Source organism: Geodermatophilus sp. SYSU D00758 (assembly GCF_054049955.1).
Map to the genome: position 1 here is coordinate 1 of NZ_JBJGYK010000007.1, position 24,916 is coordinate 24,916.

Below are 24,916 nucleotides of genomic sequence, written 5' to 3' on the forward strand. Positions count from 1 at the left end.
CCCCCCCCCCCCCCCCCCCCCCCCCCCCCCCGCCCCCCGCCCCCCCGCGCCCCCCCCCGCCCCCGCCCCCCCCCCCCCCCCCCCCCCCCCCCCCCCCCCCCTCCACCCGGGCGGCCGCTCAGACCGGGCGGGCGGCGGCGAGGTCCTCGACGCGCAGCAGGCCGACGACGGCGCCGGCCGGGTCGGTGCACAGCACCGGCTCGAACCGGTGCGCCGGCGGCCGGGTGAGCGCCCGGCGCAGCACCTCCGGGACACCGGCGGAGGGGTGCACCCGCAGGCTGACCGGCGCGGTGTAGGTCTCGCCGGTCCGCGGGTCGGCCAGCAGCAGGCCCACCGGCTCGCCGAGCGGGCCGAGCAGCACGGCCGGCGGGGCGCCGGCCGGCTCGCCGGCGTCGCAGCGGCGCATCGGGCGCACCAGGCCGGCCACGCTGTCGGTGAGCCGGCCGCGGGCGACCTGGGCCTGCACCAGCCGGGTCACCTCGGGCGCCAGCGGGGCGAAGCCGGGGGCGGGCCGGCCCAGCAGCCAGCCCTGCGCGAGCGGGACGCCGAGCCGCGCGAAGGCGGCCAGCTCGCCGGCGGTCTCCACGCCCTCGGCCAGCAGCCGGGCGTCGATGCGGCCGGCGAACTCGCCGACCAGCTCGGCCAGCGCGCTGCGCACCGGGTCGGTGTCGACGCCGGAGACCAGCGCCCGGTCGAGCTTGACCAGCTGGGGCCGCAGCACGGTCATCGCCTGCAGGCCGGCGTAGCCGGCGCCGGCGTCGTCCAGCGCGACCAGGGCACCGCGGGCCCGCAGCTCGTCGGACAGACGGCGCACCAGGTCCAGGTCCGCCGCGGGGACGTGCTCGGTCAGCTCGAGGACGACGCGGGCGAGGTCGGGACGCCGGTCGAGCGCGTCCTGCACCGGGCCGCTGCCGAGCAGGTGCGGGCTGACGTCGACGGTCAGGAAGGTGTCCTCGGGCAGCTGCGGCACGACGGCCAGCGCCTTGGCGATCGCCAGCGCCTCGAGCTCGGCGGCCAGCCCGAGGTCCGCGGCGGCGGCGAACCACACGTCCGGCCCGGCCGTCCCGGGGAAGCGGGACAGCGCCTCGTACCCGGCGACCCGGGCCCCGGCGAGGTCGACGACGGGCTGGAAGACCAGCGTCAGGTCGTCGGGGTCGGCCAGGAGCGGACGGCAGTCCGGCAGCGTGGCGGCGGAGGGGGCGGCCATGCCCCTCCATCGGCACGGGCCGGGCGCCGCGCCACGCCGCGGGGCCGGGCCTCACCCGCCCGGGTGGGACCGCTCGTGGTGGCGGTTCCGGTCCGGGGGCCCTCCCCGTGCCAGCATGACGGCCACGCGGAGCCCCCGTGTCCCGTACGACCGCCGAGGAGGGGCCATGCTCCCCGCGACGCCGGCCGAGGAGTCCGGTGTCCGCGGCGACCCCGGTCGTGTCGCCGCGGCCCGCCGGCTGCTGGCGGGGGTGCCCGGCCCGGTCGCGTCGGACCGGCTGGCCGGGTTGGCCGCGCGGCTGCTGGGCGCCGCGCGGGCCACGGTCACGCTGGTCACCGACCGGCCGGTGGTCGTCGGCGGGTACGGGCTGTCGCCGGAGACGGTCGGCGGCCCGGCGCAGCTGACCGGGTCCCTGGCGGTCGAGACGGTCCGCCGCGGTGCGCCGCTGGTCGTGGCCGACGCCGCCGCCGATCCGGTGGCGGCCGGTCTGCCCGGCGTGCGCGCCGGCCGGCTCGGCGCCTACCTCGGCGTCCCCCTGACCACCGCCGCGGGGGAGGTGGTGGGGGCGCTGTCGGTGCACGACGCCCTGCCGCGGGCCTGGGCGGAGGGCGAACCCGCGCTGCTCGCCGCGCTCGCCGACTCCGTGGTCGCCGAGCTCGAGCTGCCGGCGGTCCGCGCGGCCGTCGACGCCTCCCTGACGCGCCTCGACGTCGCCCTGGAGGCCGGGTCCGTCGGCATCTGGGAGGTCGACCTGCGGGCCGGGCACATCGACTGGGACGCCCGCTGCGCGGCGATCTTCGGCCTGGACGACGCCGCGAGGCTGCCCCTGGACCGGCTCTTCGCCGAGCACGTGCACCCCGAGGACCGGGAGCGCGCCGGCGAGGCGATGGGCGCGGCCGTGGCCGCTCGGGCCCAGTACACGGTCGAGCTGCGGGTGGTGCGGGCCGACGGCGGGGTGCGCTGGACGATCAGCCGCGGCCGGGTGCTGACCGGCCCGGACGGCGAGCCCGACCGCATCCTGGGCACGGTCGTGGACGTCACCGACGCCCGCGACCAGGCCGAGCGGCAGCTCTCCGCCGTCCGCCGGGCGGCCGCCGTGGCCGAGGTCGCCGCGCAGCTCGCGCACGGCACCCGCATGGCCGAGCTGGCCGAGATCGCCCTGCGGGGCGCGGAGGTGCTCGGGGCGGACGCCGTCGGGCTCGCCGTCGTCGACCCCCGCGACGGCAGGCTGTACGCGCACCTGTCCCGCCGCCTCGCCGACACGGTGGCCGGCGCGTCCGACGTCCACCTGCCGGAGGACGGGCTGCAGGTGCCGCTGGACGACGAGCTGCCCACCCAGTGGGTGGCCCGGCACGGGGAACCGCTGCTGTTCCCCGACGCCGCGGCCGCCGTCGCGCGCTTCCCGGCGATGGACCGGGTGCAGGCGGTGCTCGGCGTCCGCGCCCTGGCCGCCCTGCCGCTGCGGGTGGGCGGGCGGCCGGTCGGCTCGTTCGTCGTCGTCTGGAGCACCGACCACGCCTTCCGCGCCGAGGACGTCGAACTGCTCGAGGCGCTCGCCGCGCAGATCGCGCTGACCTCGTCGCGGCTGCACGCCGACGCGGCCCGCGGCGAGGCGGTCGCCGCCATGCGGGAGGCCACCGCGCGGCTGCAGCTGCTGGCCGACGCCGGCCGGGTCCTCTCCGGCAGCCTGGAGGTCACCGCGCAGGTGCGGCAGCTGGCCGACCTGGTCGTCCCGGCCCTCGGGGACTGGTGCTGGCTGGTCGTGACCGACGAGCAGGGCCGGCACCACGAGCTGGCCTCGGCGCACCGCGACCCGGGGCTGCGCGCCGAGCTCGAGCGCTACGTCCGGCAGATGGTCGTCGGCATGACCGAGCAGGCGGCCGCCCGCGTGGTCACCAGCACCGGCCGGCCGCTGCGGCTGCCGCGGATCGGCGCCGAGCGCCTGGAGCGGGCCCTGCCCGACCCGGCGACCCGCGAGCTGGCGGTCCGGCTCGGCCTCGCCTCCGGGGTCATCGTCCCGCTGACGGCGCGCGGGCAGACGCTGGGCGCCCTGGGCCTGTTCTGCGACGACCGCCGCGGGCCGCACACCGACGCGCAGGTGGAGACCGCGGCCGAGATCGGCCGGCGGGCGGGGCTCTCCCTGCACCACGCCCGCCTGCACGGGCAGCAGCGAGAGCTGGCGGGCGCGCTGCAGCACAGCATGCTCACCGCGCCGCCGCGGACCCGGCACTGCTCGATCGTCGTGCGCTACGTGCCCGCGGCCGCCGGGGCCGAGATCGGCGGCGACTGGTACGACGCCTTCCTCGAGCCCGGCGGGACCACGGTGCTGGCCATCGGTGACGTCGCCGGCCACGACAGCCGCGCGGCGGCGGCGATGGGGCAGCTGCGCGGCCTGCTCCGCGGCATCAGCTACGCCGGCGGCGGGTCACCCGCTCAGGTGCTCACCCAGCTGGACCGCGCCGTCGACGGCCTGGACCTCCAGACGCTGGCGACCGCCCTGGTGGCGCGGCTCGAGACCGGCGACGGCGACCCGGACGGCGTCCCCGCCCGGCTGCGCTGGTCGAGCGCCGGCCACCCGCCGCCGCTGCTGGTGGCGCCCGGCGGCCGGGTCGAGGTGCTCGACGGCCGTCCGGCCGACCTGCTGCTCGGCGTCGACCCGGCCGCCCCGCGCACCGACCGGGTCAGCGCGCTGCCCCCGGGCAGCACCCTCCTGCTGCACACCGACGGGCTGGTGGAGCGGCGCGACCGGGACCTGGACACCGGCACCGCCGCACTGGTCGCGGCCCTGCGGTCGCACGCGCACCTCCCGCTGGGGGAGCTGTGCGACCGCGTGCTCGCCGAGCTGTTCCTCCCCGACGCCGAGGACGACGTCGCGCTGCTCGCCCTGCGGCTGGATCAGCCCTCGCCGACCTCGTAGGTGTGGCCGGCGGCGCGCAGCCGCTCGACCAGCGCCTCGCCGAGCGCGGTGGCCGGGGTGAGGGACCCGGCCCGCTCCGGCAGCCGGTCGCCGTCCCCGGCCAGCGCCAGGGCGGCCTGCCCCAGCATGACGGCGGTGGCGGCGTACCCCGGGTCCCCCGGGCCGGCCGCGGTGGCCCGGTACCGGCGGCCGCTCTCGGTCTGCGCGTCCACCTCCATCCGGAACCAACCCCGGCTGCGGGTCCGCTCGCCCGGCCCGCTGCCGGGGGCGGGGAGCACCCGGTCCAGCAGCGCGCGGGCCGGCGGCAGGCTCATCGCGGCCAGACCGGCGGCCAGCCCCGTGGTGAGGGCCGCCGCGGAGGCCGCGCCGACCGGGCCGCGCCCGCACCCCATCACCTCGCCGTAGCGCAGGCCGCGGCCGTAGGCCCAGTCCTGCAGGGCGTTGCTGCGGCGCACGACCCGGGTGTTGAACGGCGCCATGACGAACGGTGCGGTCCAGACGCCGTCGCGGGTGCGGGCCGGCGGCCCGGCGTCCGGGGGCTGGCGGGTGCTGGGCTCGGCGTCCCGGTCGGGGGAGAGGGCGTGGGGGTCGGCCGCCAGCCGGCGCGCGGCAGGGTCCCGCCGCACGGCCTCCAGCTGGCCGCGCAGCGAGTCGATCGTGCCGCCGCTGACCCCGCCGCGTGCAGTGGCCACGAGGCGGACATCGGTGAGCCCGCCCGCCCCGTCGGCCGCGGCCCGCCGGGCGAGCAGCAGCACCGAGAGGTCCGAGGGCACCGAGTCGTACCCGCAGGCGTGCACGACGCGGGCCCCGCTGTCCCGGGCCGCCGCGTCGTAGCGGTCGGTCGCCTCCCGGACGAAGAGGACCTCGCCGGTGAGGTCGGCGTAGTGCGCCCCGGCCCGGGCGCAGGCCTCGACCACGGGCAGGCCGTACCGCGCGTAGGGGCCGACCGTGGTGGCCACCACCCGGGTGCCCGCGGCCATGGCGGCCAGGGAGTCCGGGTCGGTGGAGTCGGCGACCACCAGCGGCCAGTCGTGCGCGGCCGGCGGCAGCCCGGCCCGGACCTCGGCGAGCCGCTGCTCCGAGCGCCCGGCCAGCGCGACGCGGGTGCCGGAGGGGGCGTGCACGGCCAGGTGCTCGGCGAGCAGGCGGCCGACGAACCCGGTGGCGCCGTAGACGACGACGTCGGAGGTGGGGGTCACCCGGCCATCCTCGCCCGGACGGCAGCACCCGGCCTCCCGCGCCCCGGGCCGGCCGCCGCGCCTCCCCGGGTCCCGGCCCGTCCCGCGGTGATCATGGGCTTCTTGCTCGTCGACGCGCCGCTCCCGGTGCGTCCGCGGGCAAGAACCCCATGATCACGGCGGAGGAGGGGGCGGCCGCTACCGGACGACCGGACGGCCGGACGACCGCCGCCGGGATGGACCGGGCCGCGACGGGTCGCTAGCGTCGGCCTCCCGCGCTCCAGGAGGCCCACCGTGCCCGTACGACCGCCGGACGAGAACCAGGTGACCGCGCTCGCGGCCGGTTACGGGATACAGCTGCCGCCGGGGGAGGTGGCGACCTGGACCACGCTCGTGGCCGGTGCGCTGTCCTCCTACGACGCGGTCGAGGAGCTGCACGCCACGCTGGAGCGGCAGCCGCCGGTGGACCGGCCGAGCAACCGGCCGGACGACGCCGACAACCCGCTGGGCGCCTGGTACGTCACCACCGACATCAGGGGCGCCGACTCCGGTCCCCTGGCCGGCCGCACGGTCGCCGTCAAGGACAACGTGGCGGTCGCCGGCGTCCCCATGATGAACGGTTCGCACACCGTCGAGGGGTTCGTGCCGGCCGAGGACGCCACCGTCGTCACCCGGCTGCTCGAGGCCGGGGCCCGCATCACCGGCAAGGCGGTCTGCGAGGACCTCTGCTTCTCCGGCGGCAGCCACACGTCGGTGACCGGCCCGGTCCGCAACCCGTGGGACCCCACGCGCACCACCGGCGGCAGCTCCAGCGGCAGTGCCGCGCTGGTCGCCTCGGGCGCGGTGGACCTGGCCGTCGGCGGTGACCAGGGCGGGTCGATCCGCATGCCGGCCGCGTTCTGCGGGATCGTGGGGCACAAGCCCACCCACGGCCTGGTGCCCTACACCGGCGCGTTCCCCATCGAGCTGACCCTCGACCACCTCGGCCCGATGACCCGCACGGTGGCCGACGCCGCGACGATGCTCGACGTCCTCGCCGGGCGCGACGGGCACGACCCCCGGCAACCGGCCGACCTGCAGGCGGGCGGCTACGCGGCGGCCCTGGACGGCGACGTCCGCGGGCTGCGCGTCGGGGTCCTGACCGACGGCTTCGGCTGGGCGGAGCTGTCCGAGCCCGGAGTCGACGACACCGTGCGGGCCGCCGCCCGGCGGCTGGGCGAGCTCGGCATCGACGTCGTCGAGCTGGAGCTGCCCTGGCACCGGCACGCGCTGCACGTCTGGAACGTCATCGCCACCGACGGCGCGACCACGCAGATGATCGAGGGCAACGGGTACGGCCAGAACTGGGAGGGGCGCTACGACCCCGAGCTCGTCGCGCACTACGGCCGCCGCCGGCGGGAGGTGACCGACCGCTGGTCGCCCACGGTCACCCTCGTCGCGCTGGCCGGCCGGTGGTCGGCCGAGCAGGAGCAGACCCGGCACTACGCCATGGCCCAGAACCTGGCCGCCGAGGTGCGCCGGCAGTACGACCGGGCGCTGGCCGACGTCGACCTGCTCGTGCTGCCCACGGTGCCGATGGTGGCCCCGGAGATCCCCGCGCCGGACGACCCGCTCGAGATCCGCATCGCCCGCGGGCTGGAGATGATCGTCAACTGCGCGCCGTTCGACGTCAGCGGTCACCCGGCGACGAGCGTCCCGGCGGGGCTGTCGGAGGGCCTGCCGGTCGGCATGATGCTGGTCGGCCGGCGGTTCGAGGACGCCACCTGCCTGCGGGTCGCGCACGCCTTCGAGCAGCTCGTCGGCGGCTTCCCGCGCCCGGGCGACCGCGCGGCCGCCCCCGCCTGAGCCGCCCCCCGCCTGAGCCGCCGCCGGGGCCGCTGCCCCTGCCCGGCGTGATCACGGGCTTCCGGCACGCCCGCGCGGCGTGTCGACCCGTGTCCCCTGCAAGACGCCCGTGATCACCGCGGGGAGGGGCGGCGGGGCCGGACAGGGGTGCCGCGCCCGGTCGTGCGCAACGATCACGGGCAGGCAACGATCACCGCTTCGACCTGCGAGGTGGGCGCCAGGGGGCCAGTGTCGAGGGCGGACGACGAACCGCCGAGCCCCCGGAGGTCCCCGTGCGCGCTCCCCGAACCCTGTCGTCGGTCGCGGCCGGCGCCCTGCTGCTCACCGCCTGCTCGGGCGGGGAGAGCGTCGACACCGGCGGGGGAGGGGGCGGCGGGGGCGAGAACGTGCTCGTGGCCGCGGTGAGCGCCCAGCCCGACCAGCTGGACCCGCACGTCACCAGCGCCTACCCGAGCTTCCAGGTGCTGGAGAACGTCTACGACACCCTCGTGGTCCCCAACGCCGAGGACCTCACGATGGAGCCCAGCCTGGCCACCGAGTGGGAGACCAGCGAGGACCAGCTGACCTGGACCTTCACGCTCCGGGACGACGTCACCTTCCACGACGGGAGCGAGTTCGACGCCGCCGACGTCGTCTACTCCTACAACCGGATCATCGACGAGCAGCTGAACAACGCCTACCGCTTCGCGACGGTGGAGTCGGTGGAGGCCGTCGACCCGCGGACGGTGGAGATCCGGGTCACCCAGCCGACGCCGAACCTGCCCGCGCTCATCGGCGGCTTCAAGGGCATGGCGATCCTCCCGGAGGGCGCGGCCGACCAGGTCGACCTCACCACCGAGGCGATCGGCACCGGGCCGTTCCAGCTGGAGAGCTCCGACGCCGGCAGCACCGTGCTCACCGCCTACGAGGACTACTGGGGTGGCACGCCGACGATCGACGGGGTCGAGTTCCGCTACATCACCGAGCCGGCCGCGGCGCTGACCGCCCTGCAGAACGGCGAGGTCGACTGGACCGACAACATCCCGCCGCAGCAGGTCAGCGCGCTGGAGAGCGAGGAGGGCGTCGAGCTCCAGAGCATCCCCAGCGTCGACTACTGGTACATGACGATGAACTACGACCGGCCGCCGTTCGACAACCCGCAGGTGCGTCAGGCCGTCGCCACCGCCGTCGACCGGGCCGCGGTCACCGAGGCCGCCCGCTTCGAGGCGGCCCAGCCGAACCAGACCGCGATCCCCGAGGACAACTTCTACGCCTCGGACTACGCGCCCTTCGACACCGACCAGGAGGCCGCCCGCCGGCTGCTCGAGCAGTCCGGCGTGCCGCTGCCGATCGAGATGGGCCTGATGGTCACCGACGAGTTCCCCGAGACGGTGACCGCCGCGCAGGTGATCGCCAGCCAGCTCGAGCCGATCGGCATCAACGTCAACGTCGAGACGCTGGACTTCGCCACCTGGCTCGACCGGCAGGCCCAGGGCGACTTCGACGCCTTCATGCTCGGCTGGCTGGGCAACATCGACCCGTTCGACTACTACCACGCCCAGCACATCACCGACGGGTCCAGCAACTACCAGGGCTACAGCAACCCCGAGGTCGACCGGCTGCTCAACGAGGCGGCCACGGAGACCGACGAGGAGACCCGGCGCGACCTGTACCACCAGGCGGTCCAGCTGATCGTCGACGACGTCTCCTACCTCTACCTGTACAACCCGAACGTGGTGCAGGCCTGGGCGCCGGAGCTGACCGGGTACCAGATCCGACCCGACAAGGCGATCAACTTCGAGAACGTCGAGCTGCCCTGAGCCGTGGGCGGCTACCTGCTGCGCCGCGTCGGCCAGGCCGCCGTCGTCCTGGTCGGCGTCAGCGTGGTCGTGTTCGGGCTGCTCCAGCTGGTGCCGGGCGACCCGATCCGGCTCGCGCTGGGCACCCGCTTCTCCCAGGAGACCTACGACGCGCTGCTCGAGCGCTCCGGCCTGGACCAGCCGGTGCTCCAGCAGTACTTCACGTGGGCCGGCAACGCGCTGACCGGCGACCTGGGGGTGAGCTTCCGCAGCGGCGAGCCGGTCACCCGGCTCGTGCTGGAGCGGCTGCCGGCGACCCTCACGCTGGCGTTCGCCTCGATCCTGGTGGCGCTGCTCATCGCCGTCCCGCTGGGCACGATCTCGGCGCTGCGCCCGCGCTCGGTGGTCGACCGGGGCGCCACCGTGCTCAGCCAGTTCGGCATCTCCGTGCCGGACTTCTGGATGGCGATCGTGCTCATCCTGATCTTCGCCGGGACGCTGGGCTGGCTGCCCTCCGGCGGGTACGTGCCCATCACCGAGGACCCGCTGGGCTGGCTGCAGCGGCTGATCCTGCCGGCGATCGTGACCGGCGTGGTCTCCGGCTCGGTCATCACCCGGTTCGTGCGCTCCAGCGTGCTCGAGGTGCTGGGCCAGGACCACGTGCGGACGGCGCAGGCCAAGGGCATGCCGACCCGCCAGGTGCTCGGCTGGCACGTGCTGCGCAACGCCCTGCTGCCGCTGGTCACCGTCACCGGCGTGCAGCTGGCCTACCTGCTGTCGGGGGTGGTGGTCGTGGAGATCGTGTTCGCCTGGCCGGGCCTGGGCCAGCTGGCGCTGCAGTCGGTGCAGGCCCGCGACTACCCGGTGCTGCAGGGCGCCGTCCTGCTGTTCGCGCTGGTCTTCCTCCTCATCAACCTGGTGGTGGACCTGCTGTACAGCGTGATCGACCCGAGGATCGCCCGGCGATGACACACAGCCGAGGCCTGCTGCGGATGACACACAGCCGAGGCCTGCTGCGATGACCGGCGCCCCCTACCCCGAACCGGCGGCCAGCCCCACCGCGACCGAGGCCGGCCGCGAGCCCTCGCTGCGCCCGGCCCGCCCGCGCTGGCGGGAGACCCTCGGGCTGCTGGCCCGCAACCCCACCGCCGCCGGCGCCGCGACGGTCCTCGTGCTCGTCGGGCTCGTGGCCGTCTTCGACCAGCAGCTGGCCCCCGAGGGCCCGAACGAGATCTCGGTCGAGGACCGGCTGCAGCCGCCGAGCACCGAGCACTGGCTCGGCACCGACGACCTCGGCCGCGACATCCTCAGCCGGATCATCCTGGGCGCCTCGGTGTCCCTGCGGGTCGGGTTCACCGCCGTCGGCATCGCGCTGGTCGTGGGCACGCTCATCGGCCTGCTCGCCGGCTACTACGGCAAGTGGGTCGACGACGTCCTCATGCGGTTCATGGACGTGATCTTCGCGTTCCCGGCGGTGCTGCTGGCCATCGCGGTGCTCGCCGTCCGCGGGCCCGGGCCCACCAACACCGCCGTCGCCATCGCGGTCGTCTACGTGCCGATCTTCGCGCGGGTGACCCGGGCCAGCGTGCTCGGCGTGCGGGAGGAGGTCTACGTGCGGGCCTCGCGCTCGGTCGGCGCCTCCGACTGGCGCATCCTGACCCGGCACATCCTCCCCAACGCCGCGCCGCCGATCATCGTGCAGACCTCGATCAGCCTGGCCTTCGCCGTCCTCGCCGAGGCGGCGCTGTCCTTCCTCGGCCTGGGCACCCAGCCGCCGAACCCCTCGTGGGGGCTGATGCTCGCCGAGGGCCGCGGCTACATCGAGCTGGCCTGGTGGATCGCCTTCTTCCCGGGCATGGCGATCTTCCTCGTCGTCCTGTGCTTCAACCTGCTCGGCGACGGGTTGCGCGACGTGCTCGACCCCCGGCAGCGGACGGCGATGGGGGGTGGCCGGTGAGCGAGCCGGTGCTGGAGGTCGAGGACCTGCGGGTGGACCTGCGCACCCCGCGCGGGACGGCGCACGTGGTCAACGGGCTGAGCTACACCGTCGGCCGCGGCGAGACCGTGGCCGTGGTGGGGGAGTCCGGCAGCGGCAAGAGCGTCTCGGTCCTGGCGCTGCTCGGCCTGCTGCCGGCCCGGACGTCCACGGTGACCGGCCGCGCCGCCCTGCAGGGCGAGGACCTGCTCACCATGTCGAAGAACCGGCTGCGGGAGGTCCGCGGGCCGGGCGTCGGCATGGTCTTCCAGGACCCCATGACCTCGCTGAACCCGGTGCTCACCATCGGCCGCCAGCTGGCCGAGGCGGTGCGGGCGCACGGGGAGGTCTCCAAGGCCGCCGCCCGGCAGCGCGCGGTCGAGCTGCTCCGCGAGGTCGGGCTGCCCGACCCCGACCGCGCCGTGGACCGCTACCCCCACCAGCTCTCCGGCGGTATGCGGCAGCGGGTCATCATCGCCATCGCGCTGGCCAACTCCCCGGCGCTGCTGATCGCCGACGAGGCCACCACCGCCCTCGACGTCACCGTGCAGGCGCAGATCATCGAGCTGGTGGACCGCCTGCAGGAGGAGCACGGCACCGGGGTCGTGTGGATCACCCACGACCTCGGGGTGGTCGCCGGCATCGCCGACCGGGTGCTGGTCATGTACGGCGGCCGGTGCGTGGAGGACGGCACGGTGGACGACGTCCTCGAGCGCCCGGCCCACCCCTACACGCGGGGCCTGCTCGGCGCGCTGCCCGACCTGGCCGAGGAGACGGGGGACGGCGAGGTGCCCGACCTCGCCACGGTGCCCGGCGTCCCCCCGCCGCCGACCGACCTGCCGGAGGGGTGCGTGTTCTGGCCGCGCTGCCCGGTGCGCTCGGACCCGCGGTGCGAGACCGAGCAGCCGCCCCTGGAGGTGGTGGGGGGATCGCTGCTCCGGAAGGGCGACGGGCTCCCGCACCGTGCGGCGACCTGGTGCCGGGAGGGGGCGGGATGGACCTGACCAAGCGGGCCGAGCCCGAGCGGGACGTGCTGGTCTCCGCGCGCGGGCTGGAGGTGCACTTCCCGATCCGCGGCAGCGGTCTCCGCCGGCGGCCGATCGGGGTGGTGCGGGCCGTCGACGGCGTCGACCTGGACGTGTACCGCGGCGAGACGCTGGGGCTGGTCGGCGAGTCCGGCTGCGGCAAGTCGACCCTGGGCAACGCGCTGCTGCGCCTCGTGCCCCCGACCGGGGGCCGGGTGACCTTCGACGGCATCGACGTCACCGCGCTGGACCGGCGGCGGCTGCGGGAGCTGCGCCGCCGCGCCGGCATGGTGTTCCAGGACCCGTTCGCCTCCCTCGACCCCCGCCGCACCGTCGCGCAGACGGTGTCGGAGCCGCTGGAGGTGCACGGGCTGGCCGGGGACCGGCGGGAGCGCGCGGCCCGGGTGGGCGAGCTGCTCGAGCTGGTGGGGCTGGACCCCGCGGTCGCCGGGCGCTACCCGCACGAGTTCTCCGGCGGGCAGCGGCAGCGGGTGGGCATCGCCCGCGCGCTGGCCGGGGAACCGGACTTCCTGGTGTGCGACGAGGCGATCGCCTCCCTCGACGTGAGCGTGCAGGCCCAGGTGCTCAACCTGCTGCGCCGGCTGCAGCGGCAGCTGGGCCTGACCCTGCTGTTCGTCTCGCACGACCTGTCGGCGGTGCGGCACATCTCCGACCGCATCGCCGTCATGTACCTGGGGCGGATCGTCGAGGTGGGTCCGGCCGCGGCGGTCGCGGGTGACCCGCAGATGCCCTACACGCGGGCGCTGCTGTCGGCGGTGCCCGTGCCGCACCCGGAGCTCGAGCGGTCCCGGCAGCGGGTGGTGCTCGGCGGCGACGTGCCCTCGCCGGCCGCCGTCCCGAGCGGGTGCCGCTTCCGCACCCGCTGCCCCGACGTCTTCGAGCCCTGCCCCGACGTCGACCCGGCGCTGCAGCCGGTGGGGTCGGCGCCGGGTCACGTGGCCGCCTGCCACCTGCACGGCGTGGTGGGCACGCCGGTGGCGGCCGAGGCGGACGGCGCCGCCGGTCAGCCGCCGCGCACCTCCACCGAGTCCGCGACCAGGTAGACGTCGGCGGCGTACCCCTCGAACAGCGGGCCGTCGAGGTCGGGCGCGGCCGCGCTGCCGGGCTCGCCCGCGCCGTCGACCAGGGTGCCCGTGACCCGGCCGGGGTGCCGGGTTGCGCCGCCGGCGGCGGGTCGTCGGTGACCACGAGCAGCGGTTCCACCTCCGTGGCGTCCGGGGCGCTGAGCGCGAGCACGCCGGGGTGGACCACCTCGGCGAGCTCGCCGGGCAGCGCCACCCGGTTCCCGGCCAGCTCGCCGGCCCGGTCGAGGACGGCCGGGCCGTGGTCGCCCGCGAGGTCCGGCGCGGGGGCGGCCGTGCCCGGCCCGGTCCCCTCCCCGGCGTCCTGCCCGAGGGAGACCGACGGCACCGGCTCGGTGGCCTCGGGTTCCCCCTCCCGCAGGCGGCGAGCCCGGTGAGCACCGCGACGGCGAGGACGGCCCCCGCCGCGCCGCGGCCCGTCCTCACGCGTCCGGGTCCTCCTGCAGCTCGACGCTGTCGGCGTTCAGGTACGGCTGGCCGGAGTACTGCTCGAACAGCGGGTCGTCGAGGTCGACGCCCTGCTGGTCCTCGACGTCGGTGACCTCGAAGCCCTCCATGAGGGTGCCGGTGACCTGGGCGGGGGTGCCCGCGTCGATCGACTCGGGGGCCTCGATGCCGATCACCAGGATCGGCGCCGCGCTCGTGTCCTCGGTCGAGGTCAGGGTGAACAGACCCGGCTGCAGCACCTCGCCGACCGTGCCGCGGAGGGTCACCTGCTCCCCGGTGTAGCCGCCGGCCCGGTCGATGAAGTCCTCGGTGTAGTCGCCCTCGAAGGCGGGTTCCGTGAGCTCCCCGCCGGGTTCGATCTCCTCGTCGACGGGGTCCTCCGTCGCCGCCACCGTGTCGTCGGCGGTCTCCTGGGGGCCGGTCGCGACGGGCTCGTCGTCCCCGCAGCCGGACAGCCCCAGGACGACGGCGGCGGCGAGACCGGTGAGTGCGGTCCGGGTCCGGTGGGTGCGCATGGGGTGAACCTCCTCGCGTGCCCGGGGACGTCCGCCGTCCCCGGCCGTCGGTGTGGTCTCCCTCTCCTTCCCGCGGGAGGGCCGGCCGCCTCGGATCGGCCGGCTTCGTCAACGCACCGACATGTGGCCGCGGGGACCGTGGCGAGCCGGGCCGGTGCGGACTCCCGCCGGGGCGGCCGGTGCGGTAGGAACGGCCCGTGCGGACGGCGGAGGCCCGGGAGCGCTTCGCCTCCTGCCCCGTCGCGCGCCTGGCCACGGTGCGCCCGGATGGCGCCCCGCACCTGGTCCCGGTGACCTTCACGGCGGTGGGCGACCTCGTCTACACCGCCGTGGACGCCAAGCCGAAGCGCTCGCCCCGGCTGCAGCGCCTGGCCAACCTGCGCGCCGAGCCGCGCTGCGCCCTCCTCGTCGACCACTACGAGCAGGACTGGGCCGCGCTGTGGTGGGTGCGTGCGGACGGGACGGCGGAGGTCCTCGACGCGCCGGACCCGGCGCACCCCGGGCTGGCCGCACTGGCCGCCCGCTACCCCCAGTACCGCGCGCAGCCGCCGTCCGGGCCGCTGCTCGTGGTCACCGTCGACCGCTGGAGCGGTTGGTCGAGCAGGTCCTGACACGAGGAGGTCCGGGTGGAGATCGCGATCGGGATGCCCAACAGCATCCGCGGGACGACGGGTGGGCAGCTGCTGGACTGGGCGCGGCGGGCCGAGGCGGCCGGGTTCTCCAGCCTGGCCTCGATCGGCGCGGTGTCCTACCCGACCTACGAGGAGCTGACGGTGTTCGCCGCCGCCGGGGCGGTGACCGAGCGGATCCGGTTCCTCAGCAACGTGCTGATCGCGCCGGCCCGCAGCACCGCCGAGCTGGCCAAGCAGGCGGCCACCGTGCACGAGCTCACCGGCGGGCGGTTGACCCTCGGCCTGGGGGTGGGGTGGCGGGCCGGGGACTACGCGCTGACCGGCCGGGACTTCGGCGGGCGCGGCGCTGCCTTCGACCGGCAGCTGGCCGACCTGCGCCGCGCCTGGGCCGGGGAGGCGCTGGCGGAGGGCACCCGCCCGCCGGCCCCGGAGACCGGGGTCGGCCCGGTGCCGGTCCTCGTCGGCGGCAACACCGACGCGGCGATCCGGCGGACCGTCGAGCACGGGGTCGGCTGGACCGCCGGGGGGCTGCCACCGGAGGCGACCGCGCCGTTCGTCGAACGGGTCCGGGCGGCCTGGCAGGAGGCCGGCCGGGAGGGCTCCCCGCGGATCGTGGCGCTCAACTACTTCGGCCTCGGCGACACCGAGGAGCGCTCCCGCGGCTACCTGCTCGACTACTACGCCGCGATGGGGGACGAGACCGCGCAGTACATCGCCGGCAGCGCGCACCGCTCGCCGGAGGCGATCCGCGAGGTGATCGCCGGGTTCGAGGCGATCGGGGTGGACGAGCTCGTGCTGGACCCGACGGTCCCGGACCCCGACCAGGTGGAGCTGCTCGCGGAGGTCGCGCTCTCCTGATCGCCGGCCACGCCGCCGCCCGCCGTCCCGCCGCCGCCGCCCACTCCGCGGTGATCATGGGGATCTGGCTCGTCGACACGCCGGCCTCCGCGTGTCCCGTGGCAAGAACCCCATGATCACCGCCGCGGGGGCGCCTCAGGTGCGGGGCTCGCGGCCCACGGGCTGCCGCGGCTCGTCGAGCAGCGGGGTGGGGGCGCGCAGCGGCGCGGAGGCGGGGGCGGCGGCCGTGACCGTCAGGGGTGCGCCGTCCACGACGACGGTCACCGGCTCCTCGCCGCGCACCAGCGCGACCGTGGTGCCCTCCCGCGTCGTCTCGACGCGCAGCAGCCTGCCCCGCCAGGTGACGGAGTAGGCGGTGCGCGCGAGCGAGGCCGGCAGCAGGGGCGCGAGCTCGAGCTCCTCGTGGTCCTCGCGCAGCCCACCGAGACCGGCGACGAAGGCCAGCCACGCCCCACCCACCGAGGCCATGTGCAGCCCCTGGGCGGTGGCGCCGTGGACGTCCCGCAGGTCCACGAGCGCGGCCTCGCGCAGGTAGCGCAGCGCGAGGTCCGGGTGCTGCGCCTGCGCGCACACGACCGCCTGGACGGCGGCCGAGAGCGAGGAGTCCCGGACGGTGCGCGCCTCGTAGTAGTCCAGGTCGCGCGCCACCTCCTCGGCGGTGAAGTCGTCGCGGCACCACCACAGCGCCTGCACGAGGTCGGCCTGCTTGAGCACCTGCCGCCGGTAGAACGTGGCGTAGTGCTCGTGCTCCTGGACCGGGTAGGAGTCGCGCGCCTCCTCGAACCGCCACTCGCGGTAGGACGTGAAGTTCTCGTTCATCGGGTGCACCCGCAGGCCCTCGTCCCACGGGACGTGGACGGCCTGCGCCGCGGCCCGCCAGGCGGCGGTCTCGGCGTGGTCCACGCCCAGCGCGGAGGCGCGCGCCTCCAGCCTCCGGCACGCGTCGGCGGCCCACAGCAGGTTGCGTCGGGCCATGAGGTTGGTGAAGACGTTGTCGTCGACGATCCCGGTGTACTCGTCCGGACCCGTCATGCCGAACAGGTGCCAGCCACCGGCGGCGTCCTCGTGGCCCATGGACATCCACAGCCGCGCCGTCTCGACGAGCACCTCCAGGCCGCCGACGGAGTCGAGGTCGGAGCCGGTGACGTTCTCGTACAGCCGGAAGGCGCGGGAGATGTCGGCGTTGACGTGCATCGCCGCCGTGCTCGCGGGCCAGTACGCGGACACCTCGCGCCCGCTGATCGTGCGCCACGCGAAGCACGCGCCCTCCAGCCCCAGCGTCGCGGCCCGCTCGCGGGCGTGGTGCAGGCCGGCCGAGCGCCACCGCAGCAGGCGGGCCGCCGCGTCCGGGCGCAGCAGCGTCAGGGCGGGCAGGACGAACCCCTCGACGTCCCAGAAGGTGTGGCCGCTGTAGCCCATGCCGGTCAGGCCCTTGGCGCCGACGGGGGCGTCGGAGATGCAGGCGGCGGAGCAGAACAGCTGGAAGACGGCGTAGCGCAGGGCCTGCTGGAGCTCGGCGTCGCCGTCGACCTCGACGTCCGCCGTTTCCCACAGCTCGTCGAGCACGGCCCGCTGACCGGCGAGCAGCCGCTCCCAGCCGAGGTCGAGCGCGGAGCTGACGGCGGCCGACGCCTCCCCGAGGACGGAGTCGGACCCGGCGTCGCGCGACCAGCTGTACCCGACGACCTTGACGATCGTGAGGCTCTCGCCGGGGAGCAGGTCGGCGGCGACCGTGGTGACGACGTGCTGCTCGTCGGCGTGGGAGTCGACCCGCCCGCCCTCGACCCGGTGGTCGACCGCGGTGGCGACCGTGATGCCCGACCGGCGGGTCCGCTCCACGAGGGCGCCACCGGTCGCGGTGCCGATCTGCGCGTGCGGCTCGAAGGCCCGGTCCAGGCACTCCGCGACCCGTGGGTCGTCGTTCACCACGCCCGAGGGCGTGACCTGCCCGGCGGCCAGCTCCGACCGCACGAGGACGTGCGCGGGCCCGTCCAGGGCGCGGACCTCGTACCGCACGGCGCAGACCGACCGTTCCACCAGCGAGACGACCCGCCGGGAGGACACCTCGACCGACGTGCCCGACAGCGCCGTCCACCGCACGCGGCGGTCCAGCGTGCCGGCCCGCAGGTCCAGCGTGCGCTCGTGGACCTGCGGCCGGACCTCGCGCACGTCGAGCGCGACGCCGTCGACCAGCAGGCGCAGCGGCGTCCCGTCCGCGACGGTGAGCAGCGCCTGCCCCTCCTCGGGGTGCCCGTAGCCGCCCTCGGGGTAGGACAGCGGGTGCGTCTCGTAGACCCCGGACAGGTACGTGCCCCGCATGTCGGCGGGCTCCACCTCGTCGAGCGTCCCGCGGATCCCGACGTAGCCGTTGGAGAGGCTGAACACCGACTCGGCGACGGCGAGCGTCTCGAGGCCCACGTGCGGCTCCCGGACCTGCCACGGGTCGGTGTCGAGGGTCGGGGCGGCCACGGGCTGTCCTCACTCGCGTCGTCCGGGGTCGGGACGGCACGCCCGGGCCGGGCGTCCCGGTCCATGTCCTACCGGTCGGCGCCCGCCGGCGCGATCCGGACGGCGGAGGTCCTGGCGGGACGGCGGCCGGACGGCCGCGGGCCGGCCTCCGGGATAGCCTCGACGGCGCCGGGAGGGCTCGCCTAGTGGCCGATGGCGGCGGTCTTGAAAACCGCTATGGGGTGACACCCATCGTGGGTTCGAATCCCACGCCCTCCGCTCGGAGCGCGGGACGACCGCGCGCGGCCGCCCCGTGTCCGGCATGCGGACCACGGGGCGGCCGGTGCCGGGGTGCGGTGGGGCCGCGCGGTCAGGTGCGGACGACGAGCTGCCCGCCCTCGGCGGCGAACTCGTCGCGCATCTCGCGCAGGATGTCCAGGGCCCCGAGATCGGCGCCGCGGACCCCGCGCAGGTCGAGCACCACCCTGGGCAGGCCGCTGCCGCGCAACCCGTCGGCGGTGCCCCGGAGCAGGTCGGCGCCGAGCGAGGTGAGGGGGCCGCGCACCCGGATCAGCCCGGCGCTGCGGTCCACGACCTCGACCTCGACCAGGTCGGGGCTCACCGACGGCCCCGGCCGGCCGCCCCGGTCAGGTGCCGGGGTGCCGCGTGGGGCGGTACAGCGCCTCGGCCCCGGCCACGGTGGCCAGGAGCAGGGCGAGGCCGACGACGGTCAGCCAGAACCAGCCGGTGAGCACGGTGCCGAGGACGGCGAGGGTCAGCCAGACGACGGCCATCAGGGCGGTCAGGACGAGCACGGTCCACCTCCGTGGACGGGGAGGGTTCGGTGCTCACGCGACGGCTCTGTTCGGCGCGGGCTCCAGCTGCATCACACGCCACAGGCCGGTGCGGTGCAGGAGGTCCTCGGTCCGCCGGTTGGCGCCGCGCAGCACCACCGCCCCGCCGCGGGCGCGGCAGGTGCGGTGCGCCCACAGGAAGCTGGCCACCGCGGAACTCGACAGATGGGCGACCCCGGTGAGGTCGACGACCAGCCGCCGCGCGCCGGCGAGCAGCGCGTCGTGCAGCAGCCACCGCACGTCGGCCAGACCGTCGGCGAGCATCGCGTCGTCGAGGTGGACGGTCACCACGTCGTCGCGCGTCTCGACCTCGGCCCGGGCGCGGGCAGCAGTGGTCATCGGTGTCCTCCTGGAGTCGGTGACCGGATCCTGTGAACGGGTACCGACAGCCTCCGGGGAGGACGTTGCGATACCTCTTGGAGTTGCTTTGCGATCCCATGACGGAAGCGCGTCGGGGAAGGGGGCGGTGGCAGCATGATCCGGGTGCCACCCCGCCTGCTGGTCGTCGAGGACGACGACCCGATCCGCACTGCCCTGCGCTGGGCGCTGGAGGACGAGGGCTACGACGTGGCCGAGGCGGCCACGGGGGAGGACGCGATCGCCCAGGTCGCCGTCGCCGCGCCCGACCTGATGGTCGTCGACCTGATGCTCGGCTCCACCGACGGCTTCGCCGTCATCCGCGAGGTCCGCCGCGAGCACGACCTGCCGATCATCGTGGTCAGCGCCCGTGCCGACACCCACGACATCGTCGCCGCGCTGGAGGCCGGCGCGGACGACTACGTGACCAAGCCCTTCCAGGTCAAGGAGATCACCGCCCGGCTGCGCGCCCTGCGCCGCCGGGTGCGGGCCGGCGGCGGCTCGGCGCCCGACCTCCCGCCCGACGAGGCGGTCCTCGACGCGCACCCCGAGGCGCCGCTGGTGCTCAGGGAGCAGCGGGGCACGGTGCACCGCGGCGACGAGCAGGTGCCCCTGACGCTCACCGAGTTCCGTCTGCTGTGCGAGCTCGCCGCCGCGCCGGGGCGGGTGTTCAGCCGCCAGGCCCTGCTCGAGCGGGTCTGGGAGCACGGCTTCTTCGGTGACGAGCGGATCGTCGACGTGCACATCCGCCGGCTGCGCACCAAGGTCGAGCTCGACCCCAGCTCCCCCCGTCTGGTGGTGACCGTGCGGGGGTTGGGCTACCGCCTGGACCCCCAGTGACCGAGTCCCTGCGTTCGCGGGGGCTGCGGGCGCGGATCGTGCTGGGGTTCGCCGTCGGCACCCTGCTGGTCTCCGCCGTCCTGGTGACCACGACCTGGCTGCTGGCCCGCGGCTACCTGCTCGACCAGCGCGAGCGCTCCCTGACCCGCCAGGCGTTCGCCGACGCCAACGTGCTGGCCAGCCGGCTGGCCACCGCCGGGACCGAGGTGGGTGAGGTGCTCACCGAGCAGGTGCCCTCCGGCGGGGCGGACGTCGTCGTCCGCAGCGGCGACTCCTGGTACTCCACCAGCCTGGACGTCGGCGCCCGAGACGTGCCCACGTCCCTGCAGACGCTGGTCGAGGACGGGTCGGCCGGTACGGCGCGGGTGGAGATCGGGGGCGTGCCGGCGCTGCTGGTCGGCGTCCCCGTGGCCTCGGCCGACGTCGAGTTCTACGAGGTCACCCGGCTCACCGAGCTCCAGCAGGTGCTGCGGACGCTGGCCGCCGTCCTCGGCGCCGGCGCGCTGGTCGCGACCGCCGCCGGCGCGGCCTTCGGGGTGTGGGCCAGCCGACGTGCGGTCACCCCGCTGGAGCAGGTGGCCGGTGCCGCGACCCGCATCGCCGGCGGCGAGCTGACCACCCGGCTGCCGCCCACGGAGGACCCCGACCTGGTCGGCATCGTCGCGGCGTTCAACAGCATGGTCGACGCCCTGTCGGCCCGCATCGAGCGCGACGCCCGGTTCGTCGGCGACGTCAGCCACGAGCTGCGCAGCCCGCTGACCGGCGTGGTCACCAGCGTCGAGGTGCTCGCCGCGCGGCGGGCGGAGCTCAGCCCGCGGGCCGACCAGGCCCTCGCGCTGGTGGAGCGCGAGCTCGACCGGTTCCGGCACATGCTCGACGACCTGCTGGAGCTGGCCCGCATCGACGGCGCCCCCGACCCGGCCACCGGCGTCCCCGTGTCGATGGCGGCGCTGGCCCGGGAGACGCTGGCGGCCACCGGCCGGGACGCCGGCCTGCTGCGGGCCGCGGAGGGGGAGGACACCACGGTCGTCGGCGACAAGACGGCCCTGGAGCGCGCCCTGCGCAACCTGCTCGACAACGCCGACCGGCACGCCGGCGGGGCGGTCGCGGTGGTGGTGCGCCGCACCGGGGACACGGTCGTCACCAGCGTGGACGACGCCGGCCCGGGTGTCGCGCTCGAGGACCGCGAGCGGGTGTTCGAGCGCTTCGCCCGCGGCACCGGCGCCGCCCGCGGCTCGCTGCCCGGCGCCGGGCTCGGCCTGGCCATCGTCGCCGAGACCGCGGCCCGGCACGGCGGCGCGGCGTGGGTGAGCGAGGCGCCCGGGGGCGGGGCGCGGTTCAACCTGTCGGTGCCGGCGACCCCGGCCGGCGACCCGCAGGGCGACGACACCGCCCCCGGCGGGGAGGCCGGGTCGGTCGCCCCGGCGGGGAGCACCCGCAGGGGAGCGCCGTGACCGCACGTCCCCGGCGCGGGGGCCCGGGAGCGGTCCTCCCGGCGGCGCTCGTGCTGCTGCTGGCCGGCTGCGGGGTGCCCACCGGTGAGCCGGCCGAGCCGATCCCGGCCTCCGAGGTCCCCTTCGGGCTGGCCACGCCCACGACCGAGCCGGCACCCAGCACCTCGCCCACCCCCGCGCCCGGCGTCCCCGAGGTGTACCTGCTCGCCGCGGAGGACCAGCTCGTCCCCCGCGGCCGGGAGGTGCTGGCGGGGGCGCTGCCGGACCGGCTGGAGTCGGTCCTCGACGAGCTGGCCGAGGGCCCGACGAGCACCGAGCGGGACGCACAGCTGTCCACCGCGCTGCCGCCCGAGGTCGAGCTCGACGTCGTCGAGGTCTCCGACGGGACGGCGACCATCGACCTCAGCGGCTCGGAGCAGGTCCCCTCGGGCGCCGCGGGCCGGCGGGCGGTGGCCCAGGTGGTGCTGACCGCGACCAGCGTCGCCGGCATCTCCGCGGTCGTGCTGACCGTGGACGGCGCGCGGGTCGAGGCGCCGCTGCCGTCGGGCGAGCTGACCGCCGAGCCCCTCACCGAGGCGGACTACACCGAGTTCCTGACCCCCGTCGCGACGACCCCCGCCCCGGCGAGCCCGGCTCCGGTGAGCCCCGCACCGCCCTCCTGAGCCCCCCGGTGCGCGGGGTCCGAAGGTCCGCGGGATCCGAGCGTCCTGCGGGATGGGAAGCTATGCCCCCGTCACGGGCCCCTGGACGCGGGTGAGGCTTCCTGTTCCGCGGGCACCCGGGGTCGGGGGCGGTCGGGGGTCGCGGGCACCGGGCCCGGCCGGGGGTCACATCGTGCGGCGCAGCTTCATCCGCGGCGGCCGGCCGTCGGGGTCGAACACCAGGCGGTAGGCCGGGGCGGCGAACAGCCGCTGCCAGCGCGGTGGCGACTGGACCCGGTGCGGCCGCAGCCGGCCGGGCGGCCGGGGGCCGGTGCGCCCGCCGGCGTGCCAGGCGTCCAGGGCGGCCGCGGAGGCCCGCAGCGCCTCGGCGGCCGAGTCGGGGTCGACCAGGTCGGCGTCGTCCCCGTCGGCGCGGTCGAGGTGCTCGCGCAGCAGGCGCAGCCGCAGGTCGCGGGCGAACACCCGCGCCCCGTCGCCGAGCCCGGCGGGGTCGGCCGGCGCCCGCTCGTCTCGGGTCGCGTCGAGCACCGCGGCGGTCAGCTCCGAGTCGTGGGTCCAGGACCGGCGGTTGAAGTTGTCGCTGCCGACCGCGGCCCACACGTCGTCGACGACGCAGACCTTGGCGTGCACGTACACCGGCTCGCCGGCCCGGTTCTCCACGTCGAACACCTGCACCCGGTCCCCGCCGGCCTCCTTCACCATGTCCAGCGCCTCGGCGTGGCCGAGCAGCACCGCGGGGACGCTGAAGCGCCCGTCCTGGTCGGGGAAGCGGGGGACGACGGCGACCAGGTGCAGCTGCGGCTGGGCGCGCAGCGCCTCGGCGAACACCCGGGCCACGTCGATGGACCACAGGTACTGGTCCTCGACGTAGACCAGCCGGCGGGCCCGCCGCAGCGCCTTGGCGTAGCCGCGGGCGGCGCTGCGCTCGCCGTCGGGGGCGAACGGGTAGCCCGGCCAGCGGTTCGGGTAGGTGCGCAGCAGCTGGACGGCGCAGCTCCCGGCGGCCGGTGGGTCCGGTCGTGGCTCCGGCAGGTGCGAGGGCTCGCGGTCCAGCCGGCGCAGCACGTCGGGGATCGCCTGCCACGGCAGCCGGGTCAGGGCGGCCGGGTCCTCCCAGCGCTCGCGGAAGACGTCCTCCACGTCACGCACGGCCGGCCCGTGGATCTGCACCTGCACGTCGTGCCAGGCGGGGCTGCCGCCGTAGGGGTCGGCGAACGGCTGGGGCTGCGGGTCCCCGCCGTGGTCGGCGTCGTCCCGCCGGCTGTGGCCGAGGTCGATGCCGCCGAGGAACGCGACGTCCCGGCGGGGGTCGCCGGCGTGCCGGACGACGACGAACTTCTGGTGGTGGCTGCCCATCGGTCGCACCCGCTGGTCGAGCAGCACCTCGCCGCCGTCGTCGTTCACGTCCTCGGAGAGGTCCCGGTTCTGCTCGGCGGAGAACTGGAACCGGTCCATGTGCGAGCGCCAGACCAGCCCCTTGACCAGCGCGCCCCGCCCCGCGGCCCGCGACAGGGTCTCGCCGAGCCGCGGGCCGTCGTCGGTCAGCTGCTCGTCCGGGTCGCCGCGCCAGTCGGCGAAGAAGACCAGGTCATCCTCGCCGGCGCCCTCCAGCGCGTCGAGCAGCACCGGGAAGTAGCTGCGGCCGTCGACCAGCGCCCGCACGGCGTTGCCCTCGGTCCAGGCCCGCAGCCGGGTCGCGGCGTTGCCCCGCTCGGCGGAGGAGAGGAACCAGGCCTCGGTCCCGGTCCGCTCCGTCCCCGGCTCCGGCCCGTCGAGGACGGCGTGCAGCCGGGCGTAGAGGTCGGCCCCGTCGGGGGCCGCGACCACCGGCACGTCGCCCACCCGGTCCCCGATCCGCGGGGCCGGCTCGGGCGTCCCGGGCGGCGCGACGGTGCGCAGCGCGATGGCGACCACCCGGTCGGGGTGCCGCCGAGCGAAGTCGGCGTAGATCTCGGGGTCGTGCTCGCCGTCGTCCCCGACGAGCACCCAGCGGACGCCCGGCAGGTCGGCGGCCAGCCGCTCCAGCTCGGCCCGCTTGTGCGCCTTGCCGCTGCGGAACCAGGCCGTGGGGCTGATGCCCCAGTCGGTCATGAGCAGCGCGCCGGCGGGGAACTCGTGCCGGACCAGGAACCGGCTGATCACGCCGGCCAGGTTCCACGGCCCGTTGCTCAGGTAGACCACCGGCGGGTGCGGCTCGGCCTCGACGAGGCGGTTGAGCAGGCCGGCCATCCCGGAGACCGGTCGCCGGCCGGCGCCGCTGCGGGCGAACGTCCGCCAGGCCGCGCGCAGCGGGTGCCGCAGCCCGGTGACCCACACGGTGTCGTCGACGTCGCAGACGACGCCGCGGGCCGCGTCCGGCGCGGCCACGTGCACCGGCGCGGGCACCGGCGGGCGCCCCTCGACGTGCAGCAGGGCGTGCGTGTGGCCCGGGGGCAGGTCGGCGTCGAGGGTGACGTCGAGCAGCCCGGCCCGGTCGGCGCGGACCCGGGTGCGCCTGCCGCCGAGGGCGACCTCCACCTCCCCGCCCGGCTCCTCCAGGGTGAGCAGCCGCCGCCAGCCCGGCAGGTCGCGGCGCGCGCCCGGGTCGGTGCCGCTCGGGGCCAGCAGCAGCCGGCCGAGCACGCGGGCCCGGCCGGAGCCGCCGAAGCCGGGGAAGGCGAGGGCCGCCGTCGTCCAGCCGCTGCGCCGGGCCACCGCGGCCGAGGCCTCGCGGGCGGCGGTGCCGAGCCGGTTGGCCAGCGCCAGCAGCCGGCGGGCGGGTGGGGGCACGCTCTCCTGGGGGCTGTCCCCCGGAGGGCCGTCCCCCGGGACTCGGCTCGGC

20 protein-coding genes and 1 tRNA gene are annotated in these 24,916 nt (G+C 76.5%); 13 read left to right on the forward strand and 8 right to left on the reverse strand.

From position 1 onward, the window contains the following. Nucleotides 1-118: 118 nt before the first annotated feature. Nucleotides 119-1,207, reverse strand: a complete 1,089-nt coding sequence (locus ACI8AC_RS06770) for an EAL domain-containing protein (protein ID WP_456896449.1) — start codon at nucleotides 1,205-1,207, stop codon at nucleotides 119-121. Between the two features lie 166 nt (nucleotides 1,208-1,373). Between ACI8AC_RS06770 and ACI8AC_RS06775 the strand changes: the two genes are divergently transcribed. Beyond that, the gene (locus tag ACI8AC_RS06775; RefSeq protein WP_456896451.1) at nucleotides 1,374-4,124 is read left to right on the forward strand and encodes a SpoIIE family protein phosphatase; all 2,751 of its coding nucleotides are present in this window, start codon (nucleotides 1,374-1,376) and stop codon (nucleotides 4,122-4,124) included. On the opposite strand, the gene ACI8AC_RS06780 is transcribed toward ACI8AC_RS06775, so the two are convergent. After that, complete coding sequence (locus ACI8AC_RS06780; protein ID WP_456896453.1) at nucleotides 4,103-5,323, reverse strand: saccharopine dehydrogenase family protein; 1,221 nt, start codon at nucleotides 5,321-5,323, stop codon at nucleotides 4,103-4,105. The two genes, ACI8AC_RS06775 and ACI8AC_RS06780, sit on opposite strands and share 22 nt — an antisense overlap. A 273-nt stretch (nucleotides 5,324-5,596) precedes the next feature. Between ACI8AC_RS06780 and ACI8AC_RS06785 the strand changes: the two genes are divergently transcribed. The 6 genes from ACI8AC_RS06785 to ACI8AC_RS06810 all read left to right on the forward strand — a co-directional run bounded on the left by ACI8AC_RS06785 (nucleotide 5,597) and on the right by ACI8AC_RS06810 (nucleotide 12,989). Beyond that, nucleotides 5,597-7,147, forward strand: a complete 1,551-nt coding sequence (locus ACI8AC_RS06785) for an amidase (RefSeq protein WP_456896455.1) — start codon at nucleotides 5,597-5,599, stop codon at nucleotides 7,145-7,147. Nucleotides 7,148-7,419: 272 nt separating this feature from the next. Beyond that, nucleotides 7,420-8,946, forward strand: coding sequence for an ABC transporter substrate-binding protein (locus ACI8AC_RS06790; protein WP_456896457.1), 1,527 nt, complete (start codon nucleotides 7,420-7,422; stop codon nucleotides 8,944-8,946). 3 nt (nucleotides 8,947-8,949) lie between these two features. After that, nucleotides 8,950-9,894 (forward strand): ABC transporter permease, encoded by a 945-nt coding sequence (locus ACI8AC_RS06795; protein WP_456896459.1) that lies wholly within the window; start codon nucleotides 8,950-8,952, stop codon nucleotides 9,892-9,894. A gap of 49 nt (nucleotides 9,895-9,943) precedes the next feature. Beyond that, complete coding sequence (locus tag ACI8AC_RS06800; protein WP_456896461.1) at nucleotides 9,944-10,882, forward strand: ABC transporter permease; 939 nt, start codon at nucleotides 9,944-9,946, stop codon at nucleotides 10,880-10,882. Continuing rightward, nucleotides 10,879-11,904 carry an ABC transporter ATP-binding protein gene (locus tag ACI8AC_RS06805; protein WP_456896462.1) on the forward strand — a complete coding sequence of 342 codons (1,026 nt, stop codon included), beginning with the start codon at nucleotides 10,879-10,881 and terminating at the stop codon, nucleotides 11,902-11,904. Before ACI8AC_RS06800 ends, ACI8AC_RS06805 begins: the two co-directional genes overlap by 4 nt. Then, nucleotides 11,895-12,989: an ABC transporter ATP-binding protein gene (locus ACI8AC_RS06810; protein WP_456896465.1), complete on the forward strand. Its 1,095-nt coding sequence runs from the start codon at nucleotides 11,895-11,897 to the stop codon at nucleotides 12,987-12,989. Before ACI8AC_RS06805 ends, ACI8AC_RS06810 begins: the two co-directional genes overlap by 10 nt. A gap of 461 nt (nucleotides 12,990-13,450) precedes the next feature. Here the strand turns inward: ACI8AC_RS06810 and ACI8AC_RS06815 are convergent, their stop codons facing one another. Continuing rightward, the gene (locus ACI8AC_RS06815) at nucleotides 13,451-13,990 is read right to left on the reverse strand and encodes a hypothetical protein (protein WP_456896466.1); all 540 of its coding nucleotides are present in this window, start codon (nucleotides 13,988-13,990) and stop codon (nucleotides 13,451-13,453) included. A gap of 197 nt (nucleotides 13,991-14,187) precedes the next feature. On the opposite strand from ACI8AC_RS06815, the gene ACI8AC_RS06820 reads away from it, so the two are divergent. Beyond that, a complete protein-coding gene (locus tag ACI8AC_RS06820; RefSeq protein ID WP_456896468.1) occupies nucleotides 14,188-14,601 on the forward strand; it encodes a TIGR03668 family PPOX class F420-dependent oxidoreductase in 414 nt (137 codons plus the stop codon). A 15-nt stretch (nucleotides 14,602-14,616) separates the two neighbouring features. After that, nucleotides 14,617-15,480, forward strand: a complete 864-nt coding sequence (locus ACI8AC_RS06825; RefSeq protein WP_456896470.1) for an LLM class flavin-dependent oxidoreductase — start codon at nucleotides 14,617-14,619, stop codon at nucleotides 15,478-15,480. A 135-nt stretch (nucleotides 15,481-15,615) separates the two neighbouring features. Here the strand turns inward: ACI8AC_RS06825 and ACI8AC_RS06830 are convergent, their stop codons facing one another. Continuing rightward, entirely contained in the window at nucleotides 15,616-17,949 is a 2,334-nt protein-coding gene (locus ACI8AC_RS06830; RefSeq protein ID WP_456896472.1) for a glycoside hydrolase family 65 protein, read from the reverse strand. Nucleotides 17,950-18,120: 171 nt separating this feature from the next. On the opposite strand from ACI8AC_RS06830, the gene ACI8AC_RS06835 reads away from it, so the two are divergent. After that, nucleotides 18,121-18,207: transfer RNA gene (locus ACI8AC_RS06835), tRNA-Ser, on the forward strand. A gap of 91 nt (nucleotides 18,208-18,298) precedes the next feature. On the opposite strand, the gene ACI8AC_RS06840 is transcribed toward ACI8AC_RS06835, so the two are convergent. Genes ACI8AC_RS06840 through ACI8AC_RS06850 form a run of 3 tightly spaced genes read right to left on the reverse strand, consistent with a single transcriptional unit; the run spans nucleotide 18,299 to nucleotide 19,121 of the window. Continuing rightward, complete coding sequence (locus ACI8AC_RS06840; RefSeq protein WP_456896474.1) at nucleotides 18,299-18,550, reverse strand: STAS domain-containing protein; 252 nt, start codon at nucleotides 18,548-18,550, stop codon at nucleotides 18,299-18,301. 25 nt (nucleotides 18,551-18,575) lie between these two features. Continuing rightward, nucleotides 18,576-18,743, reverse strand: a complete 168-nt coding sequence (locus ACI8AC_RS06845; RefSeq protein WP_456896476.1) for a hypothetical protein — start codon at nucleotides 18,741-18,743, stop codon at nucleotides 18,576-18,578. A 33-nt stretch (nucleotides 18,744-18,776) separates the two neighbouring features. After that, nucleotides 18,777-19,121, reverse strand: coding sequence for an STAS domain-containing protein (locus tag ACI8AC_RS06850; RefSeq protein ID WP_456896478.1), 345 nt, complete (start codon nucleotides 19,119-19,121; stop codon nucleotides 18,777-18,779). A 135-nt stretch (nucleotides 19,122-19,256) separates the two neighbouring features. On the opposite strand from ACI8AC_RS06850, the gene ACI8AC_RS06855 reads away from it, so the two are divergent. Genes ACI8AC_RS06855 through ACI8AC_RS06865 form a run of 3 tightly spaced genes read left to right on the forward strand, consistent with a single transcriptional unit; the run spans nucleotide 19,257 to nucleotide 22,095 of the window. Next, nucleotides 19,257-19,979 carry a response regulator gene (locus ACI8AC_RS06855; protein WP_456896480.1) on the forward strand — a complete coding sequence of 241 codons (723 nt, stop codon included), beginning with the start codon at nucleotides 19,257-19,259 and terminating at the stop codon, nucleotides 19,977-19,979. Further along, nucleotides 19,976-21,433 (forward strand): sensor histidine kinase, encoded by a 1,458-nt coding sequence (locus ACI8AC_RS06860; protein ID WP_456896482.1) that lies wholly within the window; start codon nucleotides 19,976-19,978, stop codon nucleotides 21,431-21,433. The genes ACI8AC_RS06855 and ACI8AC_RS06860 overlap by 4 nt, the downstream gene beginning before the upstream one ends. After that, entirely contained in the window at nucleotides 21,430-22,095 is a 666-nt protein-coding gene (locus tag ACI8AC_RS06865; RefSeq protein WP_456896484.1) for a GerMN domain-containing protein, read from the forward strand. The genes ACI8AC_RS06860 and ACI8AC_RS06865 overlap by 4 nt, the downstream gene beginning before the upstream one ends. Nucleotides 22,096-22,260: 165 nt before the next feature. Here the strand turns inward: ACI8AC_RS06865 and ACI8AC_RS06870 are convergent, their stop codons facing one another. Continuing rightward, nucleotides 22,261-24,864 carry a phosphatase domain-containing protein gene (locus ACI8AC_RS06870; RefSeq protein ID WP_456896486.1) on the reverse strand — a complete coding sequence of 868 codons (2,604 nt, stop codon included), beginning with the start codon at nucleotides 24,862-24,864 and terminating at the stop codon, nucleotides 22,261-22,263. Between the last annotated feature and the right edge of the window lie 52 nt (nucleotides 24,865-24,916).

What these genes read in the sequence shown, in the direction of transcription:
- ACI8AC_RS06815 (WP_456896466.1), bottom strand. Translation starts at nt 13,990, where the DNA reads ATGCGCACCCACCGGACCCGGACCGCACTCACCGGTCTCGCCGCCGCC.
- ACI8AC_RS06800 (WP_456896461.1), top strand. Translation starts at nt 9,944, where the DNA reads ATGACCGGCGCCCCCTACCCCGAACCGGCGGCCAGCCCCACCGCGACC.
- ACI8AC_RS06770 (WP_456896449.1), bottom strand. Translation starts at nt 1,207, where the DNA reads ATGGCCGCCCCCTCCGCCGCCACGCTGCCGGACTGCCGTCCGCTCCTG.
- ACI8AC_RS06850 (WP_456896478.1), bottom strand. Translation starts at nt 19,121, where the DNA reads ATGACCACTGCTGCCCGCGCCCGGGCCGAGGTCGAGACGCGCGACGAC.
- ACI8AC_RS06775 (WP_456896451.1), top strand. Translation starts at nt 1,374, where the DNA reads ATGCTCCCCGCGACGCCGGCCGAGGAGTCCGGTGTCCGCGGCGACCCC.
- ACI8AC_RS06855 (WP_456896480.1), top strand. Translation starts at nt 19,257, where the DNA reads ATGATCCGGGTGCCACCCCGCCTGCTGGTCGTCGAGGACGACGACCCG.
- ACI8AC_RS06810 (WP_456896465.1), top strand. Translation starts at nt 11,895, where the DNA reads ATGGACCTGACCAAGCGGGCCGAGCCCGAGCGGGACGTGCTGGTCTCC.